Consider the following 21,854-nt stretch of genomic DNA (forward strand, 5'->3'; position numbering starts at 1 on the left):
GCCCGCATGAGCAGCACTCCTGCCACCAGCAGCCAGGCCGGCGCCAGCGGCGTGGCGTTCCTGCTGCAACTGGAACGCCGGCTGCGCCTGCTGCAAGACACGGGCGAGATCCTCGCCCTGTCGGCCCAGCTGCTGGGCCAGCGCCTGGGCGCCCAGCAAGTGGCGTGTTTCGATATTGACCAGGTCCTGCAGTGCCCCACCCTGCAGCATGCGTGGAGCGACGGCCTGGCGCCGGGCGCCACCGGCGAATATTTCCTCGGCGATTGCGCGGCAGGCCTGGCCGAGGCGCTTGCCGCGGGCCAGGCGCTGGCCGAGGCGCTTGCCGCGGGCCAGGCGCTGGCCGTCAGCGACGTGATGAATGACCCGCGCACGGCCCAGCCCGCCGCGCAAGCCACGTTTGCGCGCCTGGGCATCCGTGCCTTCCTGAACATTCCCATTGCCAAGGATGGCCAGCTGGCGGCCCTGTTCGTCGTGCACAGCCGCGCGGCCCGCCTGTGGCATGCGGACGAGATCGAACTGGCCGTGCAAGTGTCGGAGCGGGTCTGGTCGACCATTTTGCGGGCCCAGGCGGAATCGCGCCTGCGCGCCCTCAGTGCCAGCATGGAAACGCAGGTGGCCGAGCGCACGCGCGAATTCGGCCGCACCTGGAACGTCAGCCCCGACTTGCTGGGCGTGCTCAACCTCGACGGCTATTTCGAGCATTCGAACCCCGCCTGGCAAGCCACCCTGGGCTGGTCGGCCGAGGAAATCCGCACGACGAAATTCCTCGAACTGATCCATCCGGACGACTTGCCGCGCACCCATGCGGCCTGGGATGCGGCCAACCAGGGCCAGCCCGCCTTGCGTTTCGAAAACCGCTACCGCCACAAGCTGGGAGGCTGGCACTGGCTGTCATGGGTGGCCGTGCCCGAAGGCGACAAGGTGTATTGCAGCGCGCGCGACATCACCGTGGAAAAGAAGCTGGAAGCGGACCTGGCCGCGCGCAACAGCGAGCGCGAGCGGCTATGGCGCAGCGCGCAAGACTTGATGGTGGCCATCGATGGCGAAGGCTGCTTTGCCGCTGTCAACCCGGCCGCCGGCGCCATCCTGGGCTGGTTGCCCGAGGAAATGCTGGGCCGCAGCATCTTCGACTTCGTGCTGCCCGAGGATGTCGCCGCCACGCGCCAGGCCTTGCTGCAAGTGGGCAAGGAATCCATGCCCAGCTTTGAAAACCGCTACCGGCACCGCGACGGCGGCCACCGCTGGCTGTCGTGGGTGGCGGCAATCGAAGGCGACCTGGTGTTTGCCACGGGACGCCACGTCACCGTGGAAAAGGAAGCGCAGAATACCTTGCGCCGCATGCAGGAATCGTTGCGCCACAGCGAGATGGCCCTGCTGCAATCGCAAAAGCTCGAAGCGCTGGGCAAGCTGACGGGCGGCGTGGCCCACGACTTCAATAACGTGCTGCAAATTATCTCGGGCAATTTGCAATTGCTGCAGCTGGGCCTGGATAACGACCCGCTGGCCGCCAAGCGCATCGCCAGCGCCTCGGCCGCCGTGGAACGGGGCGCCAAGCTGTCGGCCCAGTTGCTGGCCTTTGCGCGGCGTCAACCGCTAAAACCGCTGGTGACGGACCTGGCGCAGCTGCTGCGCGCGACGGAAGAGCTGCTGCGGCGCGCCACCGGCGAAACCATCGAGACGCGCTTGCTGCTGGCCGACGACTGCTGGCGCGCCCTGGTCGATCCGCACCAGCTGGAAAACGTCATCCTCAACCTGGCCATCAACGCGCGCGACGCCATGGAGGGCGAGGGCCAGCTGACCATCGAACTCAGCAACTGCGTGCTGGGCAGCGACTACGCGGCCCGCCATGCGGACGTGGCGCCCGGCGACTACGTGCAGCTGGCCGTGTCGGACACAGGCACGGGCATTCCCGCGGAACTGCTGGACAAGATTTTCGAGCCGTTCTTCACGACCAAGAAAGAAGGCGAAGGCACGGGCCTGGGTTTGAGCATGGCGTACGGCTTCCTGCGCCAGAGCGGCGGCCACCTGACGGTGGACAGCCTGCCTGGCCATGGCAGCACCTTCCGCATCTATCTGCCGCGCTCGCTCGAAGCGGAAACGGAACTGCCGCTGCAACTGGGCGGCCCCGTGCTGGGCGGCAAGGAAACCATCCTCGTCGTGGAAGACGACGTGCAGGTGCAGACGACGGTGGTGGACATGTTGCGCGGCCTCGGCTATGCCGTGCTGCGCGCCAGCGATGGCGAAAGCGCGCTGGCCATCATCGGCAGCGGCGTGCCCATCGACTTGCTGTTTACGGACGTGGTGATGCCAGGCAAGGTGGCCAGCACGGCGCTGGCGCGCCAGGCCCGCGTGCTGCTGCCGCAGCTGGCCGTGCTGTTTACCTCGGGCTACACGCAGGACGCCATCATGCAGGGCGGGCGGCTGGAACCGGGCGTGGAATTGTTGAGCAAACCCTACCGGCGCGAAGACCTGGCGCGGCGCATCCGCCACTTGCTGGCGAATGGCCGCCACGTGACGGCCCTGCACCAGTACCGCGCACAGCTACCGCCACAGCCGGCAACAGCGCCGCCGGCAGGCCGCCATATCCTTCTGGTGGAAGACAATGCGGACGCCCGCGCCATGACGGGCGACCTGCTGTCCATGCTGGGACACACGGTGCTGGCCGTGGGCACGGCCGAGGAAGCCTTGCCCCTGCTGGACACGCCGGGGCTGGACCTGCTGCTGACCGATATCAGTCTGCCCCGGATGTCGGGTGCCGAGCTGGCCGAACTGGTGGCGCGCGAGCATCCGCGGCTGGAAGTGGTGTTTTCCACGGGCCATGCGCCGGCCAATTCCGGCGTGCTGGACCCGCAAGCGCGCTTCCTGGTGAAACCATTTACCGTCGAGCAATTGCAGCAAGCCTTGCTGCCGACAGGCTAGTAAACGTCGAGCCGGCGCGCCTTCAATGCGCCGGCCAGCTCTTCCAGGCCAAACGGCTTGCGCAGGAAACGCGCGCTGGCGTCCTGCATCAGGCTGGCGCCCCAATCATGCCCGGAAGCAAATACCACGTCCAGCTGCGGCCAATGCGCGCGCGCGTGGCGCGCCAGTTCCAGGCCGGACATGGTGGGCAGGCTGATGTCCGTCACCAGCACGTCCAGGCCCGGCAAGGCCAGCAGGGGCAAGGCTTCCTCGGCGCTGGACACGCCGTGCACGGTGTGGCCCAGCATATTGAGCATTTCCGTCGTCATTTCGCGCGCATCGTCATTGTCTTCCACCAGCAGGATGCGCCGCCCGGACGGGTCCGGCGCGCCCACCAGGCGGCGGTCGGCCAGCACGTGGCGGATGCGCCGCGCCAGGTCTTCGCGCTGATACGGTTTGCTCAACAATTCAACGCCCGGATCCAGCCGCCCGCCCTGCATGATGGCGTTGTGCGTATAGCCCGAAGTAAACAGTACGGCCAGTTCCGGCAGCAGCAGCCTGGCTTGCTGCGCCAGTTCCTTGCTGCTGACGGGGCCCGGCATGACGACGTCCGTAAACAGCAGGTCGATGGCCACGCCCGTGCCCAGCAAGGCCAGGGCCGAGGCGCCGTCATCCGCATGCAGCACGTCGTAACCGAGACCGCGCAGCATGTCGACCACCGTATGTTGCACTGGAGCATCGTCTTCCACCACGAGGATGGTCTCGCTGCCGCCCAGCACGGGACCCGTCAGGCCCGGCGGCGGCTCGGCCAGCGTTTCCAGCGAACGGGGCAGATAAATCTTGAACGTCGTGCCGGCGCCCGGCGCGCTGTGCACCTTGATGTGGCCCGCGCTCTGGCGGATGAAGCCGTACGCCATGGACAGGCCCAGGCCCGTGCCCTCGCCTTCGCGCTTGGTGGTGAAGAAGGGCTCGAAAATCTGGTCGATCACGTCGCGCGTCATGCCGTGGCCCGTGTCGGTGATGGTCAGCAGCACGTATTGCCCTTCCAGCACGTCGGCATGCCGGCTGGCGTAGTCCGCATCGAGCGTGACGTTGCTCAAGGTAAAAGTGAGGCGCCCGCCCTTGTCCATCGCGTCGCGCGCGTTGATGGCCATGTTCAGCAACACGTTTTCCATCTGGTTCGGGTCGACCAGGGTATGCCACAAGCCTTCGCTGATGAAGGTTTCCTCGGCAATCGCTTCGCCCAGGGCACGGCGGATCAGCTCATGCATGCGGCGCAGCAAGCGCCCCAGGTCCGTCACCAGCGGCCGCAAAGGTTGACGCCGCGCAAAGGCCAGCAGCTGCGACGACAGCTTGGCGCCCCGCTCGACGGCCGAGGCGGCCGAAGCGAGGCGCCTGGCCGCCTGCGGATTGTCGGCCACGGTCAGCTTCAGCAACTGCAGATTGCCCGAGATAATTTGCAGCACGTTATTGAAATCGTGGGCCACGCCGCCCGTCAGCTTGCCGATCGATTCCAGCTTCTGTGCCTGCAATAAAGCTTGCTCGCTGCGCACCAGTGCCAGCCGCGCCTCCTTCTCGTCCGTGACGTCGCGGCCGATGGCGTGGATCAGCTTTTGCGCCGGCACGGCCGTCCAGGAAATCCAGCGGTAGCCGCCATCGCGGCGCCGGTAGCGGTTTTCCATGCGCAAGGTGGGCGCGCCGTGGGCCAGGCGCGACAAGTCCTTCAAGGCCGCCATGCGGTCGTCGGGATGCACGAGGCTGATGAAATCCATGCCCAGCGACTCGATTTCCGGCCGGTCGAGGATCTTGCTCCAGGCGGGATTGACGGCGATGATCATGCCGGCCAGGTCCGCCACCAGCATGATATCGGTCGACAGCCGCCACATGCGGTCGCGGTCGGCCGTGCGGTTGGCCATTTCCACTTCCAGCGAGGAATTCAGGTAAGCCATCTTTTCCAGCACGTTCTTCTGTTCCTGCACGTCCGTATTCGTGCCCACCCAGCGCAGCACCGTGCCCGCCTCGTCGAACAGGGGCAAGGCGCGCGCCAGGAACCAGCGGTAGGCGCCGTCGCTGGCGCGGCGCATGCGGAATTCGTGTTCGTAGGCGCTGGCGGTGGCGACGGCCCGTTCCCAGCTCTTTTGCGTGGCCTGCACGTCGTCCGGATGCACGCAGTGGCGAAAACCGCTGGTGACGAGCGACTTCAGCGATTGTCCCGTGTATTCGCAGACCTGCTCGTTGACCCAGTAGGTAGCGCCGCTGCCATGCGCCAGCCAGGCCTGGTTGGGCATGGTGGAAGCGAGCGAACGGAACTGCGCTTCGCTGTCGAGCAAGGCGTTGCGCGCCTGCCAGTGTTCATCGATATCCTCGCACGAGCCATACCATTTCGCGGGCTGGCCGCGCTCGTCTTGCCGGCAATAGGCGCGCGAGTGCATCCAGCGGTAGCGGCCGTCTTGCCGGCGCACGCGCATTTCCTGGTCGAAAGGCTGGCCGCTGCCCACGGCTTCGCTCCAGGCCGCCAGGGAATGGGGCACGTCCTCGGGATGGATGGCGTCCAGCCAGCTGGTGCCCAGGCCGCTGCCGCCCGTCCATTCGCGCCAGCGCTGCGCCACATAATCGAGCTTGCCGTCGACGTCGGCCGTCCACAGCACTTGCGTGTTCAATTCTATGGCGTAATGAAAATGTTCGCGGCTGTCGTGCAGCGATTGTTCCAGCTGGCCCCGTTCGATGACATGCGCGGCCACGCGCGCGGCCAGCGCCAGCAATTCGGTCTCGGGTTGCGTGGGATGGCATGGCGCCTGGAAAAACAGGCCCAGCACGCCCAGGATATGTCCCTTGGCGCCAAAGACGGGGGCGACCCAGCAGGCGCGGTAGCCGTGCAGCATGGCTTCCTTGCGCCCGGCGCTCCAGTTCACGTCACGCGTGATGTCGCCGCAATACACGGGCGCGCCGGAAAAGGCCGCCGTGCCGAACGGGGATGGCTGGTCGCCGCCGTGGCGCAGGGCCAGGCACAGGTCTTGCGGCAGGCTGGGCGCGGACAGGCCGCAAAAGCGGTCGGCTTCGTCGATGAGCACGAGGCAGGCATGCGCGCCGCCCTCGGCCAGGTCTTGCAGCGCCAGCAACAAATGCTCCAATGCATGAGCCAGGTCGGCGCCGGCCGCGATGCTGCCCAGCGCAGTATGCTCGGCGTCCAGCAAGGAAAGAATGTTGTTTGCGTGCACCGTGTCGATAAGGGGAAAACTGATGCCCGAAATATACCATGGGGCACCCCTCTTGCAGGAGGAAAACAGCTCAGCGCTTGATCTCTGCGCCCACGCGGGCCTATGCTAAAGTGTTGCTCTCTTCTCAAGCGAATTCCAGCATGCCTACCTCCTTGCCATCCTCCCTGATCGCCACTGCCCTGCTCGCCTCCGCCCACGGCGCCGTCGCCGCCCCCATGAGCCTGGACGATTACCTGGCCCTGAACGGCCCCCCGCCCACGGCGCAGATCGCGTATGGCCCCGCGCCGTCGCAATACGCACAGCTGTTCCGGCCCGACGGCAGCGGACCGTTTCCCGTCGTCGTGCTCGTGCATGGCGGCTGCTGGACGGTGGCCTTCGGCGGCATCCAGCAGATGCGCAACGTGGCCGGCGCCCTCGTCGCGCAAGGCATCGCCGTGTGGAATGTCGAGTACCGGCGCGTGGACGAGCCGGGCGGCGGCTATCCGGGCACCTATGAAGACATGCACGCGGCGCTCGACAGCCTGCAACAGCACGCGCCCCAGTATCAGCTGGACGTAAAGCGCATCGCCGCCATGGGCCACTCGGCCGGCGGCCAGCTGGTGCAGTGGATCGCCGGCAGGGAAAAGCTGCCGAAGACCAGCCCCCTGTACCGCGACCAGTTCCTGCCTGTCAAAAACATCGTCAGCCTGGGCGGCCTGGCCGACTTGCGCCATGAAAAAGAATTGATCAAGACCAGCTGCGAGCGCGACATCGCCCAGCTGGCAGGCAGCGCCAGCACCGAGCGCCCCGACATCTACAGCGACACCAACGCAGCCGACCTGATCCCCAACGGCAGCCGCACCGTCCTGATCACAGGCGAGCTCGACACCATCTCCCCACCCAGAGTCGCGCACGACTATGCAGCCAAGGCCAAGCTGGCCGGCGACCATGCGGAAGTGCTGATTTTGCCCGGTGCCAGTCATTATGACGAGATTGCGGCGACGTCGAATGCTTGGGGGATGATTTTGCCGGTGGTGCGGGGGATGTTGGGGATGGATTTGCAAGAAAAGTCTAATTAATTTTCAAGAATTGACGTACATACCCTTGCCGAAAAATTGAACTTGCATAAATTTTGCAGTTCGTTGAAACTACATGAAAATTTTGCGATAGAAAATGATCATCAGAACTATTTAAAAGATCACAAAGTCGAAATTTTTCGAAATTTTGCATTCCATAGAGTCTGCACCCAACCAGTGCTTTGCCATTAAAAATTTTAATATAGGGATAAAAATTGGATAGCCCATTAAATACAATATGGAAAGAAAGCCCAGAGATAATTCGCAGCTATTACGACTTACTTCCTATGCATGATCGACTTTGCGATGAGGTAAAGTATATTGTTGAAAATAAAATTCGGGTTTTAGGCATTGAAGTTGGACATATCAGTGCCAGAGCAAAAACCCTTGCTAGTTTTTGCGAAAAAATAGAAAGGAAAACATATAAAAATCCGCTGGAAGAAATTACAGACCTAGCCGGAGTTAGAATCGTCTTTCTATATACTTCCGATAAGATTAAATTAGAAAAACTTATCGAAGATGAATTTGAAATTCATGAAAAAGTTGATAAGATTAATGATCAGGGCGTAGAGAGATTTGGCTATGGCGCCCTTCATTATATAGTTGGCTTAAAGGAACAGCATGCTGGAGCAAGGTATGACGATCTGAGAGGAATTCGATGTGAAATTCAAATTCGAACAATTCTTCAAGATGCTTGGGCAATTGTTGCTCATCATTTATCATACAAGCATGAAGAAGATATTCCTAATGAATTAAAACGAAAACTACATGCACTCTCAGGCATGTTTGAGACTGCAGATGATCAATTTGAAAATATAAACTATGCACGGATTGATTATCAAAATAAATTAAAAATTTCAATCAATTCAGATTCTCAACTATCACTTGAGGCTGACATTAATCTTGATAGCCTACTTGGGTACATGGCATGGAAATTCCCAAAAAGGAATACATCCTCCAAGGAATCTGCCGCCGACCTTTTGGAGGAATTAAATAAATTTGGATACGTTAAATTAAAAAATATTGACGATGCCATTAATAAAGCCTGGGATGCCGTTATGGCCAGCGAAAGGAAATACCCACCTCAGGATCCATTTGAGCATGAACCTGGTGAGTATGTTGGAGTTGGATTTGTGCGAGGAGCGCTGGAGTTTACCGATAAAGATTATCTTGAATTCCGGGGGCATAAATTTTCCATAAGGCGAGTCAGTGAATTCTCACATCTGGTAAAATAAAATCTGAAATATAAATATAAGATCCAGCCGCTATACAGTTAAATAGGCTCCCCGGGCCCAGCGGGCCTGAAAAATGGCCAGGGCAAGGCGCGCGGGCGAAGACAGTACGCATGTACGGCGAGCCCAAGCAACGCAGCCATGGACATTTTCTCAGGCCCGCGGCTCTGGCCCGCCGTTCAAAACAATACGATCACTGAACCCGCGCCAGATACTGTGCCAACTGGCCAAAGGTCGCCTTGAACCCCTCCTTCATCGACTCAAACCCCTGCTTGAAAGTCTCATGCTGCTCATTCGTCGCCTTGTGCGGCGTCGACCGCAAGGTCATCGTCGTCTTGCCGTTTTCCTCAGTGAGGGTCATGACATTGAACGATTCCAAAGGCCAGGTGGCGCTGACCGGATGCTGCACCGCATTGCCCTGCTTGTCGGCGAATGACAAAATCGACACGATCTTTTCCGGCGCTTCAATCGCCTGGTAGGTGAACTTGCCCCACATCTCATAGCCATTGTCGGCGCGCATGCCGTAATGGAAAATGCCGCCCGGCTGCAAATCCAGCGCCAGCACGCTCAATTCGAAGCCGACGGGGCCCCACCATTGGGCCAAGCGCTCCGGCTCCACCCACGACTGGAACACCAGTTCGCGCGGCGCGTCGAAAGTTTGCGTGATGACAAAGTCGCTGCTGTCGCGGTGCTGTCCGTCCTGCTTCTGTTCTGCGGTGGTCATGGCGGTCTCCTCAGGGTAATGGTCTGGCACTAATGTACCAGCGGCGCAGATAAACGGGAAGGCCTGTACGCCTGTCAAACCAGCATGCTAAAATATTAGTTAGATACCTAACCATTAGACGACTCACCTTATGACTTCTATCGAAGAGCGCTTTTCCGCCGCCCTCCACAAGACGGCGCGCGGCTGGCGCCATGCCATCGACCGGCGCCTGAAAGACCTGGACCTGGGGCAAGCGAGCTGGATGTGCATCGCCATGATCGCCAAGTCGCCCCAGCCGCCTTCGCAAAGCGAACTGGCCCATCAATTGGGCGTGGAAAACCCCACCATGGTGTCGATGCTGGACCGGCTCGCGAAATCGGGCTTCGTGCGGCGCCAGCCATCGGAAACTGACCGCCGCGTGAAACTCGTCGTGCTGACCGAGGCGGGCATGCAGGTCTATGACACCGTGCGCAAGGAAGCGGATGGTTTCCGCAAGGAACTGCTGCAGGGCATTGATCCCGATCAATTGCGGGCCGCCACCGAACTGCTGGAAGCATTGCAGGCGGCCACGGAGAAATCCGCATGAGTTCGGCCACAGCCGGCGCCGCACCGGCGCTGCCCGCTTCACAGGACCCCAGCCTGAACCGGCGCATGATCACGATTTCGATCATGCTCGCCACCATCATCCAGGCGCTCGACGGCACCATCGCCAACGTCGCCCTGCCCCACATGCAAGGCAGCCTGTCCGCCTCGCAAGACCAGATCACCTGGGTACTCACCTCCTTCATCGTTGCCGCCGCCATCGCCACGCCCCTGACGGGCTGGCTGTGCGACCGCTACGGCCAGAAGAACACCTTCCTCGTCTCCGTGGCCGGTTTTACGCTCGCTTCCGTGCTGTGCGGCCTGTCCGGCACCTTGTCCGAGATCGTCGCCGCCCGTTTGCTGCAGGGCGTGTTCGGCGCGGCGCTCGTGCCCCTGTCGCAGGCGGTCTTGCTCGACATCAATCCACGCGAGAAGCACGGCTCGGCCATGGCCATCTGGGGCATGGGCGTGATGATCGGCCCCATCCTGGGACCGACCTTGGGCGGCTGGCTGACGGACAGCTACAGCTGGCGCTGGGTTTTCTTCATCAACATCCCCATCGGCGCCATGGCTTTCTATGGCATCTGGCGCTACATCCGCAAGGACCCGCCGAACCGCCGCATGAACTTTGACATGTTCGGCTTTGCCACCCTGAGCCTGTCCATTGGCGCGCTGCAGATGCTGCTGGACCGGGGCGAGCAGAACGACTGGTTTTCCTCGACGGAAACGTGGATCGAAGCCATCGTGCTGGCCATGAGCTTGTGCTACTTCATCGCCCACACGGCCTTGCGCCCGGCCGGCAAGTCCTTCCTCGACTACCGCTTGCTGAAAAACTCGAACTATGTGAGCGGCTTGCTGTTCATCTTCATCGTCGGCATGGTGCTGTTCGCTACCCGCGCGCTGACGCCGTCGATGCTGCAAGGCTTGATGAACTATCCGGCGGCCATCGCCGGCCTCGTGACGGCGCCCAGCGGCCTGGGCACGATGCTGGCCATGCTGATCGTCGGCAAGCTGACGGGCAAGATCGATACGCGCATCCTGCTGGGCGTGGGCTTTTCGATTACCGCGTTCTCGCTGTGGCAGATGGCCAATTTCACCCTGGACCTGGTGCCGAAGACGGTCGTGTGGAACGGCATCATCCAGGGCATCGGCCTGGGCCTCGTGTTCGTGCCCCTGAGCGCGGCCACGTTCGCCACCCTGTCGCCGCAGATGCGGGCGGAAGGCACGGCCATCTACAGCCTGGTGCGCAATATCGGCAGCAGCATCGGCATCGCCCTCGTGCAAACCTTGTTGGTGCGCAATACGCAGATCGCCCATGCGTCTTTGACTGAACACATCACTATCGCCAACCCGGCCCTGCACGACCCCGCCATTGCCAGCGTCTACAACTTGGGTACGGCTTCCGGCATGGCGGCCCTGAATGGCGAAATCACGCGGCAGGCATCGATGATCGCCTACCTCGACGACTTCTGGCTGATGATGTGGCTGACCATCCTCGTGCTGCCGCTCTTGCTCCTGATTAAACCACCGAAGAAGAATGCGCCCGTCGTGGTCGACCACGCGGCGATGGAATAACCCTCATGCATACACCTATGAAACTCTCCCTGAGCGTCCTGGCGCTAAGTTTGGCCCTGGCCGGCTGCGCCAGCATCCCGCCCGACACGCAACAGCTGCCGCAGCAAGACCTGGCCACGATGCAGCTGGCGGCCGACATCCACCTGGCCAGCGAAGGCTGGCCCGCCGCCCAGTGGTGGCGCCAGTTCCAGGACGATCAGCTGGACCAGCTGATTGAACACGCCCTGGCCAGCAGCCCCGGCCTGGACGTGGCGAATGCCCGCATCGGCTCGGCCCTGTCCGCGTTTGACGCACAACATGCGCAGCGCGGTCCCAGGATCGACCTGGGCGCGAATGCCAGCCGCCAGCGCTATTCGGGCAATGGCTTGATGCCCGCCCCCATCGGCGGCAATTACTACAATGAAACCACCGTGGGCGTGCAAGCCCATTACGACCTCGACTGGTGGGGCAAGCACAAGGCGCAGATCGCGGCCAGCCTGGGCGAAGTCAATGCGCGCCGCGCCGAATACGCGATGGCGGAGCAGATGCTGGCCGCCGAGATCGCCCGCCACTACTTCAGCATGCAGAATGGCTGGGCACGCATGGATAACCTGCATGCGCTCGTCAAGCTGCAACAGCAGTTGGTGGTCGACAAGGAAAAGCGCATCGCCAACGGCCTGGGCGTCAGCGACGACCATTTGTCCGCGCAAACGCGTTTGAGCTTGCTGCAGCAGCAGATCGCCTTGCTGGAAACGCAGGTCGTCACGGAGCGGGAAGCCTTGCGCGCGCTGTTGGGTGCGGATGCATCGGCCCTGGCCAGCCTGCAGCAGAAAGAGGCCCAGGCGCTGCCGCACGCCCTGCCCGGCAAGCTGGGCATGGAATTGCTGGCGCGCCGGCCCGACTTGCAGGCGGCCCGCTGGCGAGTCCAGGCAGCCATGAGCACGATCGAGGCGGCGCAAGCCTCGTTCTACCCCGATATCGACCTGGGTGCCTCGTTCGGCCTCGATGCGATAAAACTGGGCAAGCTGCTGCAGTCCGGCAGCCGCACCCTGTTCATCGGCCCGGCCCTGTCGCTGCCCCTGTTCGACAGCGGCCGCCTGCAGGCGCAACTGGCTGGCGCCCGCAGCGAACGCAATGAATTGATCGCCGACTACAACCAGAACGTCTTCAATGTCGTGCGCGACGTGGCGCAGGCGGGCGCCAGGGTGCAGGGCGTGGAAAACCAGCTGCGCCTGCAGCAGGAAAACCTGCGCGCCAGCGAAGCGCAGTTGCGCAATGCGAATGCCCGACTCAAGCAAGGTCTGGCCGACCGCGCCACGCAACTGAATGCGGAAATGACCGTGCGCGGCCAGGTGGACCTGGGCATGCAGCTGCAAAACCAGCGCCAGGACGCGGAAATCAACCTGACCGTGGCGCTGGGCGGCGGCTACCGTGGCAGCAGCGACTTCGCCGCCGGCGCCGACACCGTCACCACCAAACAATAACCAACGATTACGGAACACATCATGAGCAGCGATACCACCTCCACCTCCGCATCCACCGACAACCCGGGCAAGCGCAAGACCGTCCTTATCGCCATCACGGCCGCCTTCCTCGTGGCTGGCGCGGCCTGGGCCGCCTACTATCAACTGGTGCTGTCCAGGGAAGAAGTCACGGACAATGCCTACGTGGGCGGCAACCTGGTCACCCTGTCCGCGCAAGTGACGGGCAATGTCGATGCCATCCGCGCCGACGAGACGCAAATGGTGAAAGCGGGCGCCCCGCTGATCACCCTCAACGCCATCGATGCGGAGCTGGCCCTGAGCCAGGCCGAGGCACGATTGGGCAACGTCGTGCGCCAGGAGCGCGAACGCTATGCGAACGTGGCGCAGTACGACGCCGTCATCGAGCAGCGCCGCCTGGCCCTGGCCACGGCCCAGGGCAACCTGGCGCGCCGCGCGCCGCTGGCGGCGGACCAGACGATCTCGGGCGAAGACCTGGCCCATGCGAAACAGGCCGTCGACGATGCGAAAGCGGCCTTGACGGTGGCCCAGCGCCAGGCCGAGTCGGCCAAATCGGGCGTGGCCGGCGTCAGCCTGGCCAGCCATCCGGCCGTGCTGTCGGCCAGGGGCGACGTGCTGCAGGCGTGGCTGGCCGTGCGCCGCAATGCCGTGGTCGCGCCCGTTTCGGGCTATGTGGCCAAGCGCAGCGTGCAGCTGGGCACGCACGTGACGCCGGGCACGCCCTTGATGTCCATCGTGCCGCTGGATCAATTATGGGTCGATGCGAACTTCAAGGAGTCCGAATTGCGCAATATCCGTGTGGGTCAGGCGGCCACCATTGAAACGGACTTGTATGGCAGCAAGGTGGTCTACCACGGCAAGGTGCTGGGCATGTCGGCCGGCACGGGCAGCGCGTTTTCCCTGCTGCCGGCGCAAAACGCCACGGGCAACTGGATCAAGGTGGTGCAGCGCGTGCCCGTGCGCATCACGCTCGATCCGAAGGAACTGGCCGCCCACCCGCTGCGCATCGGCCTGTCGACCACGGTGACGGTCGATACCAGCCATGGCGAAGGGGCCACCCTGGACCAGCCGATGGTGACCAGCACGGTCTACACGACCCAGGCGCTGAGCCAGCCCGTGGATGAGGCGGAGAAGATGGCGGACGCCATCATTGCGCAAAACTCAAGCCACTGACGCCTACTTCGCCTTCCCCGCCGCCGCCACCTGGTCCAGTATATGCTTGGGCACGGCCGCATAGTGCTTGAATTCCATCGTGTAGGTGGCGCGGCCCTGGGTCAGCGAACGCAAGGTTGTCGAGTAACCGAACATTTCCGCCAGCGGCACCAGGGCCTTGACGATGCGGCCCGCGCCGCCGGGAATGTCGTCGACGCCCTGCACCATGCCGCGCCGGGCCGTCAAGTCGCCCATGACGTTGCCCATGAACTCTTCCGGCGTTTCCGCCTCCACCTGCATCATCGGTTCCAGCAGCACAGGATGGGCCTTGCGCATGCCATCCTTGAAGGCGATGGAGCCGGCCATGCGGAACGCGTTTTCGTTCGAATCGACGTCGTGGTAGGAACCGAAGGTCAGCGTCGCCTTGACGTCGACGACCGGATAGCCGGCCAGCACACCCGATTTCAAGGTTTCGACGATGCCCTTGTCGACGGCCGGAATGAATTCGCGCGGCACCACGCCGCCCTTGATGGCGTCGACGAATTGATAACCGGTACCTGGCGGCAAGGGTTCCAGCTTGAGCACCACGTGGCCGTACTGGCCCCGTCCGCCCGATTGCTTGACGAACTTGCCTTCGATATCGTCCACCGCGCGCGTGATGGTTTCGCGGTACGCCACTTGCGGCTTGCCGACATTGGCTTCCACGCCGAATTCGCGGCGCATGCGGTCGACCAGAATTTCCAGGTGTAATTCACCCATGCCCGACATGATGGTCTGGCCCGATTCCTCGTCCGTATGCACCCGGAACGACGGGTCTTCCTGCGCCAGGCGGTTCAGGGCGATGCCCATCTTTTCCTGGTCAGGCTTGGTCTTGGGTTCGACCGCCTGGGAAATCACGGGTTCCGGAAAAATCATCTTTTCCAGCACGATGATGTGGTCGATGGCGCACAGGGTGTCGCCCGTGGTGACGGCTTTCAGGCCCACGGCGGCGGCGATGTCGCCCGCATACACTTCCTTGATTTCCTTGCGTTCGTTCGCATGCATCTGCAGGATGCGCCCCAGCCGCTCGCGCGCGCTCTTGGTGGGGTTGTAGACCATGTCGCCCGAATTCACCACGCCCGAATACACGCGGAAGAAGGTCAGCTGCCCCACGAACGGGTCCGTCATGATCTTGAAGGCGAGGGCCGAGAAATGCTCGTCGTCCGTCGGGTGGCGCTCCACCTCGTTGTCGTGCTCGTCATGGCCCATGATGGGCGGCACTTCCATCGGCGACGGCAGATATTCGATGACGGCGTCCAGCATCGCCTGCACGCCCTTGTTCTTGAAGGCGCTGCCGCACAGCATGGGCACGATCTCGTTGCGGATGGTGCGCGCGCGCAAGGCCTGCTTCAGTTCCGCTTCCGTAAACGTGTCGCCATTCAGGTAGCGCTCCGTCATCTCCAGCGTGGCTTCGGCCGCCTGCTCGACCAGGTGCTCGTGCCATTCCTGCGCCTGCGCCAGCAGCTCGGCGGGAATCTCGCCATAGCTGAACTGCACGCCCTGGCTGGCGTCGTCCCAGGTGATAGCGCGCATTTTCAGCAGATCGATGACGCCCGTGAAATGCTCTTCCGCGCCGATGGGCAGCTGGATGGGCACGGCCACGCCTTTCAGGCGCTCGGCGATCTGCTTGCGCACGCGCAAGAAATCCGCCCCCACCCGGTCCATCTTGTTGATGAAGGCGATGCGCGGCACATGGTATTTGTTGGCTTGCCGCCAGACGGTTTCCGATTGCGGCTGCACGCCGCCGACGGCGTCGTAGACCATCACGGCGCCGTCGAGCACGCGCATCGAGCGTTCGACCTCGATCGTGAAATCCACGTGGCCCGGCGTATCGATGATGTTGATGCGGTGTTCGGGGAAGTTGCCGGCCATGCCTTTCCAGAAGGCCGTGGTGGCGGCCGAGGTGATGGTGATGCCCCGTTCCTGCTCCTGCTCCATCCAGTCCATGGTGGCGGCGCCGTTGTGCACTTCGCCGATCTTGTGATTCACCCCCGTGTAAAACAGGATGCGCTCGGTGGTGGTGGTCTTGCCGGCGTCGATATGGGCGCTGATGCCGATGTTGCGGTAGCGCTCGATAGGTGTTTTGCGGGTCATCACAATCTCCATGGCTAGCCCGGCGCGCCAGTGTCAGCACCGGTTTTCCAGTGTAGCAGACATCGATTTGGGCGGCACGGTGGCAAACCGTTTACCAAGCGCACAACACTGTCGGCCGCGCGCACGGTAGCCGCACGGGGTAAACAAGGTAATCCGCTATACTTTCATAAGTATTAATCTAATAAAGATTAATCAGGATCAAGACGCACGGTAATTTATCGTGTAAGGCGACGCCGCCGGCATGCAGCCCAGGTGCGCACCGAACGACATGCCCCACTCAGCCTATGACTATCCGACTAAGAAAAATAATTCTCTCTTCCCTGCTGGCGTCGCCGGCGCTGGCCATGGCCGGCGAACTGGAACAGCAAATGCAGCGTTGCGCCGTGCTCGGTGACGCCAGCGCCCGCCTCGGTTGCTTCGACACCCTGGCCAAGGCGGCGGAAAAGGCCACCATCGCCGCCGGCGGCGATCCCGCCACGGCGGCGGTCACCCTGGCGGCAGCCGCCGAAGTCGCTCCCCTCACGTTTGTCAGCCCGCCTGGCGTGGCCACGCCGGACGCCGTCAACGCCGCCATTCCCGCCATCGCGCAGGCTGGCGCGGCGCCGCCGGAAGCGCCGATTTCGCGCACCCAGCAATCGTGGGAGCTGAACGACGCCTCGAAACGGGGCCTGTTCAACTTCCGTCCGCACCGCGATACCTATCTGTTGCTGGCCAATTACAGCGACGCGTCGAATGACGAACCGTTCCAGGATTTCACGCCGGCCGGCATCAAGAGCCAGCACGTGGAATTGACGTTCCAGCTGAGCTTCAAGATGAAGCTGCTGGAAGACATCGCCGGCACGCCCATCGACATGTGGTTCGGCTACACGCAGCAAAGTTTCTGGCAGGCATATAACCGCAAGGCATCGAGCCCCTTCCGCGAAACCAATTACCAGCCGGAACTGATGCTGGTCATGCCGATCAACAAGAATTTCGCGGGCATCGAATTCAATTACCTGAACTTCGGCCTCGTGCACCAGTCCAACGGCCAGACGTCGACCCTGTCGCGCAGCTGGAACCGCGTGTATGCCGAGCTGGGCATGGAGAAGGATAACCTGGCCGTCGCGGCGCGCGTCTGGCACCGCCTCGACAATAGCGCGGTCGACAATGACAATATCGACATCACCGATTACCTGGGACATGGCGACTTGCGCGTGAGCTACCGCAACAAGGGGCACGAGTATGCGGTGACGGCGCGCCGCAATTTCAGCAAGAAGCATGGCTCCATGCAGGCAAGCTGGGCGTTCCCTTTGAAGGCCAACCTGAAAGGCTATCTGCAACTGTTCTCCGGCTATGGCCAGAGCTTGATCGACTACAACTATTCGCAGAAATCGATCGGCGCAGGTTTCATGGTTGACCTGTAAGCGGCACCTCAATGACAAATGGCGCCGAGGGCGCCATTTTTTATTGCGGAAACGTAAATCTCAACGCCGCCCGCCGCCCAGCACGCGGGCCGGCAGCATGACGATGGCGCGCAGCAATTCGAACACGCCTTCCACGCCGATGCCGATCAAGCGGAATGGCAGCAACAGCAGCCAGGCCAGCGGATACAGCACGAGGGCCAGCAAGGCCAGGGGCCAGCACACCAGCAAGAGCAGCAGCCACAGCACGAATCCCAGCATTGCGTTCCCCCTAGAATGAAATGTGCGGAGCAAGCCGTGCTTGCCCCGCTACCGTGAAAGCACTATAGTAAAGCGCCGCGACGGCGGCAACGGCCATGCGATGAACTGCGTACAGCGGGGATGAACGGTACGAAAACGGGAATGAACGGGGCTTATTGACCGACGCAAATCACTTTCGTGACGTATTCATGCGCATTCGGCTTCTTGCTGGTGGCCCATTTGATGGCCTGGTTGGCATCTTCGATGGTCATGATGGTGGCCTTGTCCTTCGACTTGATGAAGGACACGCCTTCAAACACGCCTTCCTTGCTGCGCATTACCTTGGCAAACACGGGCGGCCTGGTCTCGCCATCGCTGATTTTGTTCTGTTGCACGAGGTAACGCTGATCGATCTGTTCCATGATAGTAAAGCTGTCCAGTGGGTAAAAGACGAAATATACCCTGAATGGACAAACGCCGCAGGATGAAATCGCTGCGGCGTTGCCTTTACATTAATGATGCTTACGCATACACGGCGCTCTGCGTCACCGGCTGCAAGTTGACGTCATAGATGACCTGCGCGCGGATCGACGCTTCCAGCGAAGGAATCGAGCCGCCCGCACGGTACTGGAAAGTCACCTGCAGCACGTCGCCCGCCTTCACGGCGACCGGCGTGGCCAGCGGCAAGCACATGTAGTGGTTCAGCCAGTCGATGGTGGTCGAACGCTCGGGCACGACGGCCAGGATGTTCTTGGTGACGAAACGCAAGGCGTTCAGGGTGCCGCTGCGCTCGACGACAAACTTGCCGTCGAAGCCGAACACGCTGTCCGTCGGCTGGCTGAAGTCGATGATGCTGTAGACGGAAGGTGGCGCCAGTTCCTGTACGCCAGGGTGGATGGCCGTGGTTTCCTGGAATTGCACGATGGGCGCATAAAAACCCTCGAAATCGTATTCCTGCTGCATCGGCTGCACGGCCATGATGACGGCTTCGGGCAGGAAGATGGGCAGCGGGCCGCCGAAACGGGCCAGGTAGCGGCGCTTGAACGATTCGATCACTTCCACCTGTTTTTCGCGCAGCATGCCGACATGGATCATTTCGCAAATGACCACATCGACGGGCTCCGGCGGCAGGTACTCGAAGGCGTCCGCGTGGACGACTTCGACTTTTTCACCGTTGGGGTTGAGCGCCAGCATCTTGCGCGCTTCCTTGACCATGTCCGGATTGAATTCCACGCACCACACCTTGTCGGCGCGCGCGGCCGCAAACCACGACAGCACGCCCGTGCCGCCGCCCAGTTCCAGCACCTTCATGCCGGGTTTTACCGCATAATCGATCGCCGACTTGAACCCGTGCATGCGATTCTGGTCCATCAACATATTGTGGTGGTAATGGACGGGGATAAATTGCCCCAGGTAACAACTCTCGATTTCTCGTTCATTCAGCATGTCTGTCCTCTTGGAGTCTGGCTCCGATGGCCGATCGGTTTTGTCATTCCAGAAAGCAGTGATATCGCACGGGCTGCGCGAGGGGCGGCGACAATACAGCCGGCGCCTGACGGTGATGTGATGACCCATGCGAGGTATCTCCTGATTAATGCGACACAATCATTATCGTTAATCGGCAGGGAGAACAAAGGGCTGAGGTGAGAGGCAATTCCATGCCAGTTTCAGCGCTGGCATGGAAAGTATTGAAATTAAAACATTACTTGCGGGCTGCACGCGCCTTCTGTGCCGCTTCGATGATGGCGACCACGCCGGGCTTGTCGCCCGCCTGGGCGAACTGCACGGCCGTCCACCCATGGTCGCTTTTCAGGCTGGCGTCCGCGCCCCAGGACAGCAGCAGCTTGACGGCGCCTTCCTGGCCTTCGCGGGCGGCAAACATCAGCGGCGTGATATTCGCGGGGGCGCGCGCATCGACCATGGCGTCGCGGTCGAGCAATATCTTCATGATGGGCAAGTCGCCAGCCGAGGCCGCATAGTGCAGCGCCGTCCAGCCGCTCTGGTTGACCTTGGCGCCCTTGGCCAGCAAGGCGTTCACGGCTTCCAGCTTGTGCTTGTAGGCTGCCATCATCAGCGCCGTGTTGCCGTTGGCCGAACGGGCTTCGATATCGATGCCGGGCGCGTCGAGCAGCACCTGGAACACCCGGTCCGCATCGTCGCGCAGGGCCAGCACGAGGGGAATGTCGCCCCGCTGGGCGTCAGGCTGGTTCGGATTCATGCCGTCAAGCAGCATGCTGCGCACGCCGCTGACATTATTGACGGAGACGGCGCGGAAGAAAGCATCGGGTTCCGGCGCCGCGTGGCTGGCCGCCGCGCAGCACAGCAGCATCGCCAACGCGAGTTTTTTCATCATGTCTGACCTTAAGAAGTTACGGCAACTGATTGAATAACTTAAAGAAATTATCCGTCGTCTGGCGCGCCACCTGGTCCAGCGGGATGCCTTTCAAGGTCGACAGGTATTCCGCCACGTGGGCTACATAACCAGGTTCGTTCATGCGGCCGCGGAACGGCACGGGCGCCAGATACGGCGAATCCGTCTCGATGAGGATGCGCTCGAGCGGCACTTCCAGGGCCACGGCCTGCAAATCCTTAGCGCTCTTGAACGTGACGATGCCGGAAAAGGAAATATAGAAGCCCATGTCGATGGCCGCGCGCGCCACTTCCAGGGATTCCGTAAAGCAATGCATGACGCCGGCCACGCCGCCGTCGGACACGCCGGCCCCCTCTTCACGCATGATGCGTATGGTGTCTTCACTGGCCGCCCTTGTGTGAATAATCAAGGGCTTACGGGTGATTCTTGAAGCTTTGATGTGAGTGCGAAAACGCTCGCGCTGCCACTCCAGGTCGCCCGTCAGGCGGAAATAGTCGAGGCCCGTCTCGCCGATGGCGATGATCTTCGGATGGTTGGCCAAGCGGACCAGGTCTTCCACGGACGGTTCAGGCGTATCCTCGTAATCGGGATGCACGCCGACGGAAGCAAAGATATGCGGATACTGCTCGGCCAGGGCCAGCACCTGTGGAAAGTCCGGCAAGTCGACGGACACGCACAGCGCGTGCGTCACCTTGTTCTCGGCCATCTTGGCCAGGATCTCGGGCATGCGAGCAGCCAGCTCGGGGAAATTGATATGGCAATGGGAATCGATATACATAAGGCGGGATTGTACCGGAGCACGGGAAAACTGGCAGGGGGAAGGTGCAAATCCGTACTGCCGCCGACTGCTCCCGCGTGGTTCGCCTACTGCCCCTGCGGCGGCTGCCACAGCTCCACCTTGTTGCCTTCGGGATCGATGACCCAGCCGAACTGGCCATATTCGGAATCGGGCGCCTTTTCCAGCACGTTGCAGCCCTCGTCGCGCAGGGCTTGCAGCAGCGCGTCGAGGTCGTCGACGCGGTAGTTGATCATGAAGGAGGCCTTGCCGGGCGCGAATTGCTCGTTGTCATTGGCCGCGACGGACCAGATGGTGGTGCCGGCACTGGGTTTGCCGTCGGCATCCGTCCAGGTGAAGGCGGCACCGCCCCACGGCTGCACGTCCAGGCCCAGGTGGCGCTGGTACCAGGCGCGCAGCGCGGCCGGGTCTTGCGCGTGGAAAAAGATGCCGCCGATGCCAGTGACTCGTTTCATTTGACGCCTCCGGTGCGGCGCTGCCGCGTGGTTTGCAAAGATGACTGACTGTAACACCGCGTTCCCGGCATGGCAAACGGACCTGGCCTGGGGAAGTGGCCAGCCTTGACTTGCATGGCTAGGCAGAAATATTATCAAGATGTATAGTGGCTTGCCGGAGTGCAACCATGGGGCTGCGCGCGGAACCGTGGAGAGTGTTCATGCTGAAAGTTGCCGGCCCTTTGATACTGTTGGCCAGCCTGGCCCTGACAGCGCATGCGCAAGACAAGCGCGATGCGCCGAAGGCCATCCCCGATGCCGGACTGTGCCAGCCCGTCTGCGCCTCGGCGCGCCAGGATTGCCGCGCACAAGCGCAAGGCGCCACGGAAAACGATACCAGCCCCATGCTGCTGATGAAGCCGAGCAGCAATCCCTACGTTGCCGCTGGCAAAGAAGCCGGCGCCCAGTCGCAGCAGTTGCGCCCGACGGAGGCCGAAGCCTTCCGCGCCCGGCGCGCCGAGCGCCAGCAAGCGTGCGAAGTGCAATACCGCAGTTGCACGCGCACCTGCGGCTAAGTCATTCCA

General features: G+C 62.0%; 18 protein-coding genes. 9 read left to right on the forward strand and 9 right to left on the reverse strand.

Features of this window, described 5'->3' with window-relative positions; all coding sequences use genetic code 11:
* Positions 1–6: 6 nt before the first annotated feature.
* Entirely contained in the window at positions 7–2,919 is a 2,913-nt protein-coding gene (locus tag O3301_RS03305) for a response regulator (RefSeq protein WP_305055537.1), read from the forward strand.
* Here O3301_RS03305 and O3301_RS03310 read toward each other — a convergent pair.
* The gene (locus O3301_RS03310; protein WP_257219020.1) at positions 2,916–6,116 is read right to left on the reverse strand and encodes a PAS domain-containing protein; all 3,201 of its coding nucleotides are present in this window, start codon (positions 6,114–6,116) and stop codon (positions 2,916–2,918) included. The genes O3301_RS03305 and O3301_RS03310 overlap by 4 nt on opposite strands.
* A gap of 140 nt (positions 6,117–6,256) precedes the next feature.
* Here O3301_RS03310 and O3301_RS03315 point away from each other — a divergent pair, with 140 nt between their 5' ends.
* Entirely contained in the window at positions 6,257–7,174 is a 918-nt protein-coding gene (locus O3301_RS03315; protein ID WP_305055538.1) for an alpha/beta hydrolase, read from the forward strand.
* Positions 7,175–7,386: 212 nt separating this feature from the next.
* A complete protein-coding gene (locus O3301_RS03320; RefSeq protein WP_289914732.1) occupies positions 7,387–8,406 on the forward strand; it encodes a GTP pyrophosphokinase family protein in 1,020 nt (339 codons plus the stop codon).
* A gap of 190 nt (positions 8,407–8,596) precedes the next feature.
* Here the strand turns inward: O3301_RS03320 and O3301_RS03325 are convergent, their stop codons facing one another.
* A complete protein-coding gene (locus tag O3301_RS03325; protein ID WP_305055539.1) occupies positions 8,597–9,127 on the reverse strand; it encodes an SRPBCC domain-containing protein in 531 nt (176 codons plus the stop codon).
* 130 nt (positions 9,128–9,257) lie between these two features.
* Here O3301_RS03325 and O3301_RS03330 point away from each other — a divergent pair, with 130 nt between their 5' ends.
* From O3301_RS03330 to O3301_RS03345, 4 genes are read left to right on the forward strand one after another with little or no spacing between them, the layout of a single operon-like run.
* Entirely contained in the window at positions 9,258–9,692 is a 435-nt protein-coding gene (locus O3301_RS03330) for a MarR family winged helix-turn-helix transcriptional regulator (protein ID WP_305055540.1), read from the forward strand.
* A complete protein-coding gene (locus O3301_RS03335) occupies positions 9,689–11,263 on the forward strand; it encodes a DHA2 family efflux MFS transporter permease subunit (RefSeq protein WP_305055541.1) in 1,575 nt (524 codons plus the stop codon). Before O3301_RS03330 ends, O3301_RS03335 begins: the two co-directional genes overlap by 4 nt.
* Before the next feature lie 17 nt (positions 11,264–11,280).
* On the forward strand, positions 11,281–12,726 hold the full coding sequence (locus O3301_RS03340) for an efflux transporter outer membrane subunit (protein WP_305055542.1): 1,446 nt from the start codon (positions 11,281–11,283) through the stop codon (positions 12,724–12,726).
* A 21-nt stretch (positions 12,727–12,747) separates the two neighbouring features.
* Positions 12,748–13,917, forward strand: a complete 1,170-nt coding sequence (locus O3301_RS03345; RefSeq protein WP_305055543.1) for an HlyD family efflux transporter periplasmic adaptor subunit — start codon at positions 12,748–12,750, stop codon at positions 13,915–13,917.
* Positions 13,918–13,920: 3 nt separating this feature from the next.
* Here O3301_RS03345 and fusA read toward each other — a convergent pair whose 3' ends face one another.
* The gene (gene fusA / locus O3301_RS03350; RefSeq protein WP_289904905.1) at positions 13,921–16,029 is read right to left on the reverse strand and encodes an elongation factor G; all 2,109 of its coding nucleotides are present in this window, start codon (positions 16,027–16,029) and stop codon (positions 13,921–13,923) included.
* 284 nt (positions 16,030–16,313) lie between these two features.
* Here fusA and O3301_RS03355 point away from each other — a divergent pair, with 284 nt between their 5' ends.
* Positions 16,314–17,432 (forward strand): phospholipase A, encoded by a 1,119-nt coding sequence (locus O3301_RS03355; RefSeq protein WP_251348638.1) that lies wholly within the window; start codon positions 16,314–16,316, stop codon positions 17,430–17,432.
* Positions 17,433–17,492: 60 nt separating this feature from the next.
* Here O3301_RS03355 and O3301_RS03360 read toward each other — a convergent pair whose 3' ends face one another.
* The 6 genes from O3301_RS03360 to O3301_RS03385 all read right to left on the reverse strand — a co-directional run bounded on the left by O3301_RS03360 (position 17,493) and on the right by O3301_RS03385 (position 21,291).
* Positions 17,493–17,690 (reverse strand): hypothetical protein, encoded by a 198-nt coding sequence (locus tag O3301_RS03360; protein ID WP_034784591.1) that lies wholly within the window; start codon positions 17,688–17,690, stop codon positions 17,493–17,495.
* 152 nt (positions 17,691–17,842) lie between these two features.
* Complete coding sequence (locus O3301_RS03365) at positions 17,843–18,091, reverse strand: hypothetical protein (protein WP_077404685.1); 249 nt, start codon at positions 18,089–18,091, stop codon at positions 17,843–17,845.
* Between the two features lie 100 nt (positions 18,092–18,191).
* A complete protein-coding gene (locus O3301_RS03370) occupies positions 18,192–19,115 on the reverse strand; it encodes a methyltransferase domain-containing protein (protein ID WP_099667907.1) in 924 nt (307 codons plus the stop codon).
* Positions 19,116–19,371: 256 nt separating this feature from the next.
* Entirely contained in the window at positions 19,372–20,022 is a 651-nt protein-coding gene (locus tag O3301_RS03375; protein ID WP_099667906.1) for an ankyrin repeat domain-containing protein, read from the reverse strand.
* Positions 20,023–20,038: 16 nt separating this feature from the next.
* Positions 20,039–20,818: a TatD family hydrolase gene (locus O3301_RS03380; RefSeq protein ID WP_305055544.1), complete on the reverse strand. Its 780-nt coding sequence runs from the start codon at positions 20,816–20,818 to the stop codon at positions 20,039–20,041.
* Positions 20,819–20,904: 86 nt separating this feature from the next.
* Complete coding sequence (locus O3301_RS03385; protein WP_305055545.1) at positions 20,905–21,291, reverse strand: VOC family protein; 387 nt, start codon at positions 21,289–21,291, stop codon at positions 20,905–20,907.
* Between the two features lie 200 nt (positions 21,292–21,491).
* Here O3301_RS03385 and O3301_RS03390 point away from each other — a divergent pair, with 200 nt between their 5' ends.
* Positions 21,492–21,845 (forward strand): hypothetical protein, encoded by a 354-nt coding sequence (locus O3301_RS03390; protein ID WP_305055546.1) that lies wholly within the window; start codon positions 21,492–21,494, stop codon positions 21,843–21,845.
* Positions 21,846–21,854: the final 9 nt, after the last annotated feature.

This window comes from Janthinobacterium sp. SUN211, from assembly GCF_030587315.1.
Taxonomy (GTDB): Bacteria; Pseudomonadota; Gammaproteobacteria; order Burkholderiales; family Burkholderiaceae_D; genus Janthinobacterium; species Janthinobacterium kumbetense.